At 71.4% G+C, this 12287-nt stretch carries 14 protein-coding genes; 7 read left to right on the forward strand and 7 right to left on the reverse strand.

Annotated features, from left to right (window positions below; translation table 11 throughout):
• Nucleotides 1–389 precede the first annotated feature (389 nt).
• Nucleotides 390–857 carry a Rieske (2Fe-2S) protein gene (locus AB0I77_RS46605; RefSeq protein WP_363289017.1) on the forward strand — a complete coding sequence of 156 codons (468 nt, stop codon included), beginning with the start codon at nt 390–392 and terminating at the stop codon, nt 855–857.
• Here the strand turns inward: AB0I77_RS46605 and AB0I77_RS46610 are convergent.
• A complete protein-coding gene (locus AB0I77_RS46610; protein ID WP_363289018.1) occupies nt 844–1494 on the reverse strand; it encodes a cysteine hydrolase in 651 nt (216 codons plus the stop codon). The two genes, AB0I77_RS46605 and AB0I77_RS46610, sit on opposite strands and share 14 nt — an antisense overlap.
• Nucleotides 1495–1630: 136 nt before the next feature.
• Here AB0I77_RS46610 and AB0I77_RS46615 point away from each other — a divergent pair, with 136 nt between their 5' ends.
• A complete protein-coding gene (locus tag AB0I77_RS46615) occupies nt 1631–2098 on the forward strand; it encodes a pyridoxamine 5'-phosphate oxidase family protein (RefSeq protein ID WP_363289019.1) in 468 nt (155 codons plus the stop codon).
• Between the two features lies 1 nt (nt 2099).
• On the opposite strand, the gene AB0I77_RS46620 is transcribed toward AB0I77_RS46615, so the two are convergent.
• Entirely contained in the window at nt 2100–3002 is a 903-nt protein-coding gene (locus AB0I77_RS46620; RefSeq protein ID WP_363289020.1) for a LysR family transcriptional regulator, read from the reverse strand.
• Nucleotides 3003–3076: 74 nt separating this feature from the next.
• Between AB0I77_RS46620 and AB0I77_RS46625 the strand changes: the two genes are divergently transcribed.
• A complete protein-coding gene (locus tag AB0I77_RS46625; RefSeq protein WP_363289021.1) occupies nt 3077–4012 on the forward strand; it encodes a DMT family transporter in 936 nt (311 codons plus the stop codon).
• Nucleotides 4013–4084: 72 nt separating this feature from the next.
• Here the strand turns inward: AB0I77_RS46625 and AB0I77_RS46630 are convergent, their stop codons facing one another.
• Complete coding sequence (locus AB0I77_RS46630) at nt 4085–5419, reverse strand: aminotransferase class I/II-fold pyridoxal phosphate-dependent enzyme (protein ID WP_363289022.1); 1335 nt, start codon at nt 5417–5419, stop codon at nt 4085–4087.
• Nucleotides 5420–5454: 35 nt separating this feature from the next.
• On the opposite strand from AB0I77_RS46630, the gene AB0I77_RS46635 reads away from it, so the two are divergent.
• Together AB0I77_RS46635 and AB0I77_RS46640 are read left to right on the forward strand one after the other, a co-directional pair.
• Nucleotides 5455–6150 (forward strand): pyridoxamine 5'-phosphate oxidase family protein, encoded by a 696-nt coding sequence (locus tag AB0I77_RS46635; RefSeq protein ID WP_363289023.1) that lies wholly within the window; start codon nt 5455–5457, stop codon nt 6148–6150.
• Entirely contained in the window at nt 6150–6782 is a 633-nt protein-coding gene (locus AB0I77_RS46640) for an FMN-binding negative transcriptional regulator (RefSeq protein ID WP_363289024.1), read from the forward strand. Before AB0I77_RS46635 ends, AB0I77_RS46640 begins: the two co-directional genes overlap by 1 nt.
• A 51-nt stretch (nt 6783–6833) precedes the next feature.
• Here AB0I77_RS46640 and AB0I77_RS46645 read toward each other — a convergent pair whose 3' ends face one another.
• The 3 genes from AB0I77_RS46645 to AB0I77_RS46655 form a co-directional block, all read right to left on the reverse strand.
• Nucleotides 6834–7808 carry an EamA family transporter gene (locus AB0I77_RS46645; RefSeq protein WP_363289025.1) on the reverse strand — a complete coding sequence of 325 codons (975 nt, stop codon included), beginning with the start codon at nt 7806–7808 and terminating at the stop codon, nt 6834–6836.
• Between the two features lie 186 nt (nt 7809–7994).
• Nucleotides 7995–8993 (reverse strand): EamA family transporter, encoded by a 999-nt coding sequence (locus tag AB0I77_RS46650; RefSeq protein WP_363289026.1) that lies wholly within the window; start codon nt 8991–8993, stop codon nt 7995–7997.
• Nucleotides 8994–9137: 144 nt separating this feature from the next.
• Nucleotides 9138–9677 (reverse strand): Clp protease N-terminal domain-containing protein, encoded by a 540-nt coding sequence (locus AB0I77_RS46655; protein WP_363289027.1) that lies wholly within the window; start codon nt 9675–9677, stop codon nt 9138–9140.
• A 306-nt stretch (nt 9678–9983) separates the two neighbouring features.
• On the opposite strand from AB0I77_RS46655, the gene AB0I77_RS46660 reads away from it, so the two are divergent.
• Entirely contained in the window at nt 9984–10412 is a 429-nt protein-coding gene (locus AB0I77_RS46660) for an SRPBCC family protein (RefSeq protein ID WP_363289028.1), read from the forward strand.
• A gap of 67 nt (nt 10413–10479) precedes the next feature.
• On the opposite strand, the gene AB0I77_RS46665 is transcribed toward AB0I77_RS46660, so the two are convergent.
• Nucleotides 10480–11094 carry a PadR family transcriptional regulator gene (locus tag AB0I77_RS46665; protein WP_363289029.1) on the reverse strand — a complete coding sequence of 205 codons (615 nt, stop codon included), beginning with the start codon at nt 11092–11094 and terminating at the stop codon, nt 10480–10482.
• A gap of 245 nt (nt 11095–11339) precedes the next feature.
• On the opposite strand from AB0I77_RS46665, the gene AB0I77_RS46670 reads away from it, so the two are divergent.
• Nucleotides 11340–11903, forward strand: a complete 564-nt coding sequence (locus AB0I77_RS46670; RefSeq protein ID WP_363289030.1) for a DinB family protein — start codon at nt 11340–11342, stop codon at nt 11901–11903.
• Nucleotides 11904–12287: the final 384 nt, after the last annotated feature.

Genomic DNA, 12287 nt, shown 5'->3' on the forward strand with positions numbered 1-12287 from the left:
CACGGTGCGGACCGCCGGGGCGAACCCGGCATCACCGGCTCCGAAGCCGCCGCCCAGCACCACCGCCGTCAGCGGCGGCGGTTCACCGATGTCGGTGATCGCGACACCACGCGCACCGGCCGCATCCGTCGACGCGGCCCGCCGGCCGTGAGCGGCAGGCCGGCGGCGTACGGCGGTTGCCCGAGGCGTACGCCCGCGGGGTCCCGGTTCCGGCCGGGACGACAGCCACGCCCAACAGCTCGCTCCTCGCGCTGTGGGAAGGATCGGGTGCGTGACGCGGCATGAACCCGACGCATCGCCCCAGGTTGCTGGGAGGTCTCTGAACAACCCGCACTCCGGGCCCGTACCCCTGGGCAGATCACACGCAGTCCGTCGAAGGGGACGTCAGCATGACCAGCGAATCAGTTCAGCCGGTGTCGGGGCCGAGCCGCCGTACCGTCGTGGCGGCGGTCGGCGCGGCGGGGTTCGCCGTCGCACTGACCGCGTGCGGGTCGGACGACGAGGCGTCCGGCTCGTCCGAGTCCTCGTCCACGTCCACGTCCACCTCCACCGAACAGGGCGGCGGCTCCGGAGCCATGCTGGCGAAGACCTCCGACATACCGGAGGGCGGCGGCAAGGTCTTCGCCGACGAGAAGGTGGTGGTCTCTCAGCCGGCCGCGGGCGACTACAAGGCGTTCACGACCATCTGCACCCACAAACAGTGTCCGATGACGGACCTCAAAGGCGACGTGCTCACCTGTGGCTGTCACGGCAGCAGTTTCTCCATCGCCGACGGCAGCGTGCAGAAGGGACCCGCGACCCAGCCGCTCGCCGCGCAGAAGATCAGCGTGCACGAGGACTCGATCATGCTCGGGTGACCCGGAGCGGACGCTTCCAGCAGGCCAGCACCTCGTCCGTGGTCGCGACCGTGGCGACCAGCGCGAGGGTGTTGCGGATCATCGCCGGGGTGTAGTCGGAGGGCACCCCGGCGATGGCGTCCGTCGGCACCAGGGCGGTGTAGCCGCGGTTGACGGCGTCGAACACCGCGTTGGGAACGGCCACGTTGGCCGAGACTCCGGTCACGACCAGCGTGCGGCAGCCCAGGTTGCGCAGCAGCGCGTCGGCCTCGGTGCCCTGGATCGGCGACAGCCCGTGCAGCCGTCGTACGACGAAGTCCTCCTCGGCGACCTCGATCGGGGCCGCGACCCGGACCGCCGTGGTGCCCGACAGCTGCTGGACGGGCAGTCGTTCGGCGGCGCGGAAGAGACGGGCGTTGCGGCTCGCGCCCCGGCCGTCGGGGCGGCGTTCGGCGATGGCGTGGATGACCTGGACGCCGTTCTCGTGCGCGGCGGTGACCAGCCGTGCCACGTTGGCGAGGGCCCCCGAACGGCTTGCCTCCCTGGCGAGTTCGGGCAGCGCGCTGTCAGGTCCGACGACACCCTGCTGGCACTCGACGGTGAGCAGGACCGTGGTGGCGGGATCGAGAAGTTCGCTGAGCTGTTCGTACGACGGCACGTATCCCCCTGGTCGCCGACGGTGGGGCGGGCGAGACTAGTGCCCCTTGCACGAGGACGGAAGTCGACTCATCCTTTTCTGACGTGATGTCAGAGGATCTCTCCTCTGACACGACGTGAGAGAAAGAGGGGGCCGCATGACCGTCACTCAGCGCCGGGGCCGGAAGATCATGATGACGCCCGGCGAGCTGGACGAGTTCCTCACCAGCCAGCGCACCTGCCGCGTCGCCACCGTGTCCGCGGACGGCGCCCCGCATGTGAGCACGCTCTGGTTCGCCTGGGACGGCACGTCGATGTGGCTGTACTCGGTGGTGCGCAGCAGACGTTGGACCGATATGCGGCGCGATCCGCGGGTCGCGATCGTCGTCGACACGGGTGAGGAGTACGACGAGCTGCGGGGCGTCGAGCTGTCCGGGACGGTGGAGTTCGTGGGCGAGATTCCGCGCACCGGGGAGCTGCGCGCGGAACTCGACTTCCCCGAGACCCTGTTCGCCCGCAAGAACTTCAACCTCCAGGACATGCCGTACGACGGCCGGCACGCCTGGGTGCGGCTGACGCCTCAGAAGATCGTCTCCTGGGACTTCCGGAAGCTGGGGGCGCTGTAGCTCAGCCCACCTTTTCGGCCGCCGCCCGCAGGGCCTCGACCGCCGCCCGGATCGAAGGGCGGCGGTCGGCGTCCGCGCGCCATACCGCGTAGATGTACCGGTGGACGCGATGCCGCACCGGCACCGCCCGCACCCCCGCCGGCATCGGGTCGCGGCCGAGCCGGGGCGCGACGCAGACGCCCAGCCCGGCGGCGACCAGGGCGAGTTGGGTGTGGTGTTCCTCCGCGCGATGGGCGATCCGGGGTTCGATGCCCTTGGCGCGCAGCGTGTACAGGAGCCACTCGTGGCAGAACTCGCCCTCGGGCCAGGCGACCCACTCGTCGTCCGCGAAGTCCTCCAGGTCGACCTCGTCCCGGCCGGCGAGCGGGTGATCCTCGGCCATGGCGATCTCCACGGGGTCGTCCAGGATCGATGCCTTGGCGAGCCCCTGGGGCATGGGCAGCGGCTTGTTGTACCAGTCGAGGACGACGGCCAGGTCGGCGTCGCCCCGGAGCACGGCGTTGACCCCGCCCTCGGGCTCCAGTTCGCGCGAGCGCAGGCTCAGTGCGGGGTGGTCGGCGCGCAGCTTGGTGAGCGCCGCGGGGAAAAGCCCCCGCAGGGCGGTGGGAAACGCCGCCAGCCTCAACTCCCCGACCACCTGCCCGCGTTGCGCCTCCAGGGCGGACTGGGCGAGCTCCACCTGGGACAGGATGCGCGCCGCGTGTTCGGCTAGCAGGCGGCCGGCATCCGTGAGCCGTACGCCCCGGCCGTTCTTGGCGAGGAGCTGCTGCCCGACCTCCCGCTCCAGCTTGGACATCTGCTGGGAGACGGCCGAGGTCGTGATGTGCAGCCCCTCGGCGGCGCCGCTGACCGAACCGTGCCGGGCGAGGGCGTCGAGGGTGCGCAGGCGCTCCAGGTTCAACATGTAAGCAATACTACGAGATACTGGGCGAGAAATCTCGATTGTGCTACGAGGTCGCAGCCGCCATCGTGGTCGCCATGAGCACCGTCACCACCACCCGCCCGCCGGTCCGAACCGGCTCCCGCTCCCGCCCCGCCCTCGACTGGCGCCTGCGCTTCGGCGTCCTCTCGCTGATCTGGGGCTTCAGCTTCCTGCTCATCAAGGTGGGCACGGAGGGATACGCCCCGTTCCAAGTCACGCTCGGCCGCCTGGTGTTCGGCACGGCGGTGCTCGCCGCCGCGATGGCGGTCAAGCGGGAACGGCTTCCGCGCGGCACGCGCACGTGGGCCCACTTGACCGTCGCCGCCTTCTTCCTCAACGCGCTGCCGTTCTCGCTCTTCGCCTACGCGGAGCTGACGATCCCGTCCACCCTCGCGGGGATCTGCAACGCGACCTCGCCGCTGTGGGGCATGGCCCTGTCCCTGGTCGCCCTGTCCGAGGACCGGCCGAGCCGCGTCAGGGTCGCGGGTCTCGGCCTCGGCTTCCTCGGCGTCCTGACAGTCCTCGGCGCCTGGCAGGGCTTCCACGGCCTGGACGCCTCGGGCACGGCGATGGCCCTGCTGGCCTCGCTGAGCTACCCGATCGGCTGGATCTACGTCCGCCGCACACTGGCCGGAACCGGCCCCTCGCACCTCTCCCTGACCGGCGCCCAGTTGCTGCTGGCCACCGCACAACTGGCCGTCGTCACCCCGCTGTTCACCACGGCCTCGAGCCACCTCCCGGTCGTGCCGCTGCTCGCGATCGTCGCCCTGGGCGCCCTCGGCACGGGGGTGGCCATGCTCGTCCAGTACGGCATCGTCGCCGAAGTCGGCCCGACGACGGCCCAGATGGTCACGTATTTCATCCCGGTCATCGCCACGGCCGCCGGTGTCGCGATCCTCGGCGAGTCGCTGAGCTGGTCGACACCGGTGGGCGCGGCGATCGTGCTGGCGGGCGCGGCACTCACACAGGTCAGGCCGAAGGTGAAGCACTAGCTGTAGCCGTAGTCCTTGCTCTAGCCGTAGCCCTAGCCCGCCCTGGCTCTGGCTCTGGCTCTGGCTCTGGCTCTAGACGTAGCCGCGGACCGGGCCCGGCCCCCCGATGGCGGAGGCGACCGCGTCCGCGAGCGGTCCGGTCTCGTCCGCGGTGAGGGTCGAGACGGTGATCCGGATGCCGGGCGGTGCGCTCATCCGGAAACGCGCGCCGGGCGCGACGGCCCAGCCGGCGTGCAGCAGCCGGGCGACGGCGCCGGTCTCGTCGGGCACGGGAATCCAGACGTTCAGGCCGGAGCGCCCGTGGGCCTCGATGCCGCGCTCCGCGAGCGCGGCGATCAGCAGGTCGCGGCGCGCACGGTACGCCGCCGCCACCGCCGGCGTGTCCAGCGTGCCGTCGGCCCACAGCCGCAGCACGGCCCGCTGAGTGATCCGGCTGACCCAGCCCGGACCGAGCCGGTGCCGTCCGGACACCCGGTCGACGGTGACGGCGTCCCCGGTGAGCACGGCGAGCCGCAGGTCGGGGCCGTACGCCTTCGCGACCGAGCGCACGAAGGCCCAGGTGCGGGTGACGTCGGCCAGGGGATGCAGGGGCAGGTCGACGATGCCGTGACCGTGGTCGTCCTCGATCAGCAGGGTCTCGGGGTACTCCCGGAGCACGGACCGCAGGGCACGCGCGCGCGTGGCGCTCACCGAGGCGCCCGTCGGGTTCTGCGCCCGGTCGGTGATGATCAGGGCGCGCGCCCCGGCCGTCAGGGCGTGCCGTACGTCGTCGGGAAGGGGCCCCTCCTCGTCGACGCCCACCGGAGCCGTGCGCAGCCCGAGCGCGGGGACGAGGTCGAGGAGGCTGCCCCACCCCGGGTCCTCGACGGCGACGGTGTCGCCCGGTTTGAGGTGCGCCGCGAGGACCCGCTCGATCGCGTCGAGCGATCCGGAGAGGACGGCGAGGGGCCCGTCCGGCACTCCGTCGGCGTCCAGCTCGGCCCGCGCGATCCGCGCCAACTCCGGCTCCACAGGGGCGTCTCCGTACAGGACCGGCTCCCGGTCGCCCTGCTCGGCGGCCGCCGCGAACGCCTTCGCCAGCGGCGGCAGCAGCGCGGGGTCCGGGTTGCCGTTCGCCACGTCCCGCACGTCCTCGGGGACGTCCACCCGGATGTATTCGCGTCCGGTGGTGGCCGGTTTGGCCCGCACCCGGCTGCCCCGGCGCCCGGCGGTCTCGATGACCCCGCGCTCACGCAGGGACCGGTAGGCGGCCGCGACCGTGTTGGGATTCACGCCGAGCTCGACGGCCAACTCCCGCATGGGCGGCAGCAGTTGTCCGGGCTTCAGCTGCCCGGCGCCCACCGCGCGCTCGACGCTCGCCGAAATCTCCGCTGCACGCCGGCCCTCGATCCGATATTCTCCTAGCACAAAGAAGATTATGCACTAGTGCAATGGAGAGCGCAATGCAGGGGACCCCGCAGCCGACGCCGCCCGCGACGAAGCAGCCCGCCGCCTACGCCCCGACCGACCGCACCGTCCCCACGCGCGCCCCGCAGAAGGCGTCGTACGACAAGGAGTTGGTGCACGCGATACTCGACGAGGCCTATGTCTGCCACCTGGGTTTCGTCCGGGACGGCACACCGGTCGTGCTGCCCACGCTGTACGGCCGCGTCGGCGAGCGGCTCTACGTCCACGGCTCGACGGGCTCGCGCCCGCTGCGGATGACCGGACAGGCCGACCCCGGTCTGCCGGTGTGCCTGACGGTCACGCACGTCGACGCGCTGATCCTGGCCCGCTCGGCCTTCCACCACTCGATCAACTACCGGTCGGTGGTCGTGCACGGCATCGCCCACGACGTGACGGACCCGGAGGAGAAGCGGACGGCTCTGGACGCGCTGGTCGACCACGTCGTACCGGGCCGCTCCCGCGACTCGCGGCCGGCCAACAGGAAGGAGTTCGCCGCCACCGCCGTCATCCGCCTCGACCTCGACGAGGTCTCCGCCAAGCTCCGCACGGGCGGCGTGAACGACGAGCCCGAGGACCTCGCCCTCCCGCACTGGGCCGGCGTCGTCCCCCTGCGCAAGGGCTACGGCACACCGGTCGCCGACGCCGAACTGGCCCCCGGCACCGAACTCCCCGGCTACCTGACGGTCCTGTGATGCTGATCCATCCCTGGGACGCGCCCCGCGACGACACCGAGTGGCAACGCTGGCTGGCCGCCCACGACTTCGGGCAGCTCGCCGTCAACGGCCTGCCGGGCGAGCCGCCCCACGTCCAGCCCCTGCACTTCGCCTACGACGCCGGGCGCGCCGAGGTCGTCACGCACCTCGCCCGCCCCAACCCCCTGTGGCCCGCCGTGGAGGCGAACCCGGACGTCCTGCTGAGCGTGGTCGACGACTACGCCTACGTCCCCGGCCCATGGCAGGCCCCGCCGGACGTCCCCGCCGAGCACGGCGTCCCGACGAGCTTCTACGCGGCGGTCCAACTCCGGTGCCGGGCCCGTCTCGTGGACGACCCGGCCGAGAAGGCCGAGCTGCTCAACCGCCAGGTCGGCCACTTCCAGCCGGAGGGCGGCTCCGCACGGGTGGCGGCGGGCGAGGCACCGTACGGGCGGATGCTCTCCGGCATCCGTGGGCTGCGGCTCGACGTGGTCGACGTACGGGCGAAGTTCAAGTACGCGAGCCACAAGCCCGAGGAGGTCCAGGACCGGATCGCGGCCGGGCTGGAGGGGCGGAGCGGTCCGCGCGACGCGGCGGCGCGGGGGCATCTGCTGCGTGGGCGCGGGGTGTGACGACGGGGCGACGGGGGCGACGGGGGCCCTTCCGGGAAGGGCCCCCGTGGCTCAGACAGCCGGCACGGGCTCCTCGGCCCCCGCATCCCCTGCATCACGTGCATCACGTGCATCACGTGCTTCCGCCACCGAGAGTCCCGCGACCGCCCCGAGCATCAGCAGGGTGCCGGCCAGTGTGGCCGCCGTGAGCCGCTCGCCGAGCAGGAGGACGGCGAGCACCGCCGCGCCGACCGGCTCGAGAAGCATGATCACGGATACGGTGGCGGACCGGACGACGGCCGCGCCGGCGAAGTAGAGGCCGTAGGCGAGGGCCGTCGGAACGGCCGCGATGTAGGCCAGCAGCCACAGGACACGGCCGAGGTCGGCGGCGTGCGGCACCAGTCCCTCGGCGAGGGCGAACGGCAGCAGGCACAGGCTCGTCACCGCGAACGCGCTCACGGACGTACTGGCGGCGTCCGCCCCGCCGTCGCGGCCCCATCGGCGGGTGAGCAGGGTCATCAGGCTGTACCCGGCCGCGGACACCACCGCGAGCAGGACGCCCCACGGGCGTACGGTCGCTTCCCCGCCGCCGAGCACCAGCACCCCGAGTCCGGTGAGGGCCCCGGCGACGGCGACGATCCCGCCACGCCCGAGCCGCTCCCCCAGGGTCAGCCGCGCGCCGAGTGCGATGAGCACAGGGCCGGCGCCGAGGGTGACGACGGTCGCCACGGCGAGTCCGGTGGAGTCGACGGCCGCGAAGTAGGCCGTCTGGAAGACGGCGAGGGCGAGGCCCGTGACACCGGCCCGCGACGCCCGGCGGCCCAGCGGCTCGGACCGGGCCGTCCGGGCGCGCGGGGTCAGGAGGCGGGCGGCGAGCAGCAGTGCGAGCCCGGCCGCGCAGCGCCAGAAGGAGAGGGCGACCGGCCCCAGGTCACTGGCCCGGTAGACCAGGGAGGCGGCCGCGCCCGCGGTGCCCCAGGCGGCACCGGCGACGATCAGATAGAGGAGGCCTCGCCCGACGGGCAGGCCGACAGCGGCATTCGACACGTGTTCTCTCCGCAGATGCGCAGATGCGCGGAAGTTCGGGAAGGACCGCCGCTCGGCGGGGTCCGTGGACTTCTTCTGCGGGCAGCACCGTTCCGCCCGACGGCGTGCCGGGCGTGTTCACCGGAAGGCCCGCCTCAGGCGGCCGGCGGCGGAAGAACGCGTGCGTCCGAATGCATGATCGGCAGACTAGATGGCCGTTCCGCGGGCCGACAACGCCTTTTCGTCGCCGTGGCTCGCCACCGGCCCCGCGGAGCCCTTGGCCGGCGCCGAGGACTGCGCGATGAACGCGCCGGCCAGGACCACCGCGCCGCCGATGATCTGCGGCGCGGAGAGGTGCTCGCCGAGCAGGATCCAGGCGAGGACGGTCGCGATGACCGCTTCGAGACACGCCACGACACCGGCGACCTGCGGGGAGAGCCTGCGCACCGCGAGCACGCCGGTGACGTAGGCGAGAACCGTGGCGATCAGCACGATCCAGGCGAGCAGAAGACCGGCGGAGACCGGGGTGCCGTCCATGTCCGCGGTGTGGGCGAGCACGGACCAGTCCATGGTCCAGGGGCGGGCCACGACGGTCAGTACGGCCGTGCCGACGAGGAGGCCGTAGGCGATCACCCCGAGCGGGTCAGGTGCCTGGTCTACGGAGTCGCTGCCCTGGTCGGACAGCACGAAGTAGCCGACCTGGCAGCAGGCGGCGCCGAGCGCGAGGAGCAGGCCGAGGACGTCGAAGCTCAGCCCCGACCAGACCTCGACCACGCAGGCAAGACCGCCGACCGCGAGGACGACGCCGAGCGCGGCGGCGCGCGTCACGGGCCGCCGCTGCACGAACCGCACCCAGCCGAGCACGAGGGCGGGCGCGAGGTACTCGACGAGCAGGGCGACGCCGACCGGGATCCGGGAGATCGCGGCGAAGTAACAGGCCTGGACACCGGCCACGGCGAGCAGACCGAACCCGGCGAGCAGTGCGGGCCGTCGGCGCACCAGCGCGCGGTGGCGCACGGCGACCGGCAGCATCACCAGAGCCGCCCCCGCCACGCGCAACCACACCACGTGGAGCGGGTCGAGTCCCGCCTCGATCAGTGGCTTGGCCGCGACACCGGATCCGCCGAAGGCGAGCGCGGACACGAGCGCGAGGCCGAGCCCGACGCCTCGTCCTCGGTTGACCTGGCTGCTGTCAGACGTATGCACCGGGACATGATGACAGGCGATGACAGGAGCGTCATCCACAATGGCACCTGTCTCGGTGGCTGGACGGCCTCTCCCCAAGAGGCCGCCTCACTGGAGGGTGCTTCGTAGGTGGCCGGGCTAGAAAGCACTTAGGTGGTAGCCGGGCTAAAGAGTGCTCCGTAGGTGGCCGGTGACCCGTGCGAACACATCGCGTGCGGCGATGCCGGCGCGGTCCAGTACCTCGACGGCCCGTGCCTGCGGGTCCACGACGATCGCCGCGAGGAGGTCGAGGCCACGGGCCGGACCGCCGCCGCGTCGGGCGGCGCGTGCGTGGGCGTGCTCCATGGCGTCCGCGGCCAGCGGCGAGAAACCTTCCGCCCGGGTCACCACGGGCACGGCGCCGGAGTCCTCGACGGAGCCCTGCCAGGCCAGTCCGTAGCCGATGGTGCGCTGCACGAGGTAGCCCAGCAGACGGGCGAACTGCGGTTCGCCGTCGAAGACGGCCCGCACCTCGGGGTCGGACTCCAGGAGCGAGTGCAGCAGATGGGCCGTGTCGATCTGCCGGTCCCCGTCCCTGACCGCCCGTCTACGGGCACCGGAGACCACCGCTGCCAGCTCTGCGCTGAGCCTGGCATCGTCGTCCGTGTGGACCGGGGGTCGGCTGCCGGGCACGTGGGCCGACTGCCAGGGGATACGGGGTGGCACATCCCCTACCTCATCAGTCCCGCCGGATCGGGTCATCCGCGAAAGGAAGCATTTTCACGTCCCACGGGAAGGGGACGCCGTGGACCGGAATCTCCTCCTTACGGATGAGATCACGCCCTTTTGCCCCGAGGGGTGCGCGCCGACTTGCCCGGCGCCCCGAACGCTGTTCTGGGCGGCGTGGCGCTGCCACGACGAGAGCACGCTCCCGCGCGTGTGGGTCCTTTCTGACAGTTCATCAGTATTGAATATTGCGGCCTCTGCGGCTACGTTCCGCGACACCGTAGCCCGACACGAAGAGGTGGTCGCATGGCCGAAGTCAGCGCGGAGGCACGCATCCAGGCACCCGCGGAGAAGGTCTGGGCCCAGCTCACGGACTGGTCCGCGTACGGCGAGTGGAACGCGACCCACACCAGCTTCCCCAAGGGCGGCCCCGAGACCCTCGCCGTGGGCGGGACGTTCCAGGAGAACATGAAGCTCATGGGGTTCCCGGCCGAGGTCGAGTGGACCATCGAGAGCCTGGAGCCGGCCCGGGTGTTCGCCATCCGCGGCAAGGGCCCGATGGCGGTGACCGTCGCGACGCGCTACACCCTCGCCCCCGAGGGCGAGGCCACGACGGTCCGCATCGACGGCGAGTTCACCGGTGCCGCCGTCTCGCTGATGGCGGGCAAGCTCAAGGACTCGGCGACGGCCGCCCTGAACGAGTCGCTGCGCAAGCTGGCCGGGCTGGTGTCCTGACGGCCGCGCGCACGAAGGCGCCCCGCGGACTGCTCCACGGGGCGCCTCGCGCACGGCCTTCCGGCCGTCAGTCGTCGTCGGCGAGGATGAGGTACAGCTTCTTGCGGGACTCGTTGATGACATCGAGCGCCTTCTCGCGCTGCTCCTTGCTGCCGGTCTTCCAGACCTGGCCGAAGGCCTCCATCAGACCGAAGCCGGCCTGCCGGATCTCACCGAGGGCCTCCCAGTCGACGCCGCGCGAGGCTTCCTCCCACGGCGCTTCGGGCCCCTCCTCGGCCGCCGTGCGACCGGCGTCGGTGAGCGCGAACAGCTTCTTGCCGCCCTCGCTCTCACTGGCGATCAGCCCCTCGTCCTCCAGTAGTTGGAGGGTGGGGTACACCGAGCCGGGGCTGGGCTTCCACGCCCCGCCGCTGCGCTCGGCGATCTCCTGGATCATTTCGTAACCGTGCATGGGCCGGTCCTTCAGCAGGGCCAGGATCGACGAACGTACGTCGCCGCGCCGCGCCCTCCCTCGCGGTCCACCACGACCCCTCGGCCCCCAGGGCCCAGGGCCGAAGCCCGGTCCACCGAAGCCGGGGCCGCCCGGCCCGAAGGGCCCGAAGGCACCACGCCGACCGTCGAAACCGCCTCGGCCCTGACGACCGGCACCACCGAATCCGTGTTCGAATCCATGGGAACGCATCGCAATCACTCCATTCCATCGTTGATCTGTCGCGATGCCTCAACGATATATCGGAACAGCTCGCTTCGCAAGCATCGGATGGACCGCGGTTGACCTGTGTCAGTGGGTGTTGATCGATTGCCAGCGAAGGCCGATCGATTGACTTCTGTGCCAGTTAGGGATGACTGTCTGCGGGGTTTGTGACAGTGGAGGATGACCGCAGACGGCGACGATCACTCTGCTCGACGGGTCTGTACTGTGCGGCAATGACAAGAAGCGAGCGGCTCGCGGAGCAGTTGGACTGGTACTGGCGCAAGAACCTGCGGCCACGGCTGGACGGTCTTACTGACGAGGAGTACTTCTGGGAGCCGGTGCGCTGCTGCTGGAGCATCCGCCCACGTGGCACGTCGGCCGCACCGATGTCGGAAGGCTCGGGGGAATGGACGATGGACTCCGCGTCCCCTGCCCCGGTGCCGGCACCGGTGACCACGATTGCCTGGCGGCTGGCGCACATCATCGTCTCGTGCCTGGGCTATCGGGTCGGATGGTACTTCGGCGGCCAGGACGTCGACTCCCAGACATTCGCCTACGCGGGGACCGCTGACGAGGCGCTGAAACAGCTCGATGAGATGTATGGGAGATGGAGCGCGGGGGTCCGCGAGCTCTCGGACGCTGACCTGGACAATCCGCCCACGGTGGGTCCCGAGCGGTTTCCCATGGAGAACAGGGTCCTGCACGTCAACAGGGAGCTGATCCATCACGGCGCCGAGATCTCCCTGCTGCGCGACCTCTACCGCTGGCAGGACGGAGCCGGACCGCACCGAATATGACTTTCGGTAACCGGCGATCGAGCTTCGGAAACATACGTGGAGTCCGTGACGCTCCATGGCTGCTGCCGCCGATAGGCCTCACGATCTTTAACCGCCGTTCTGCCTTCCCTACGTTCTCCTTCGGGACAGGACAGCGTCATCTTCCGTCGCCGATATGCCTTCTGGCGACACCGCTGAGAGCATGTCCGGCGCTGTGACCTACGACTTCCTTCTGGCGTAGGGCCTGAACAGACTGGGCAGCGCGGTGATTCAAGGGATTCGTTGCGGGTCGGGGGGGGGGGGGGGGCCCCCCCCCCCCCCCCGGGGGGGGGGGCCCCCCCGCCCCCCCCCCCGGCGGGGGGGGGGGGTGTGGGCGCCCCGATGGGTAACGGGAAGAAGGGGGGA

It is taken from the genome of Streptomyces sp. NPDC050619, from assembly GCF_040654815.1.
GTDB lineage: Bacteria > Actinomycetota > Actinomycetes > Streptomycetales > Streptomycetaceae > Streptomyces.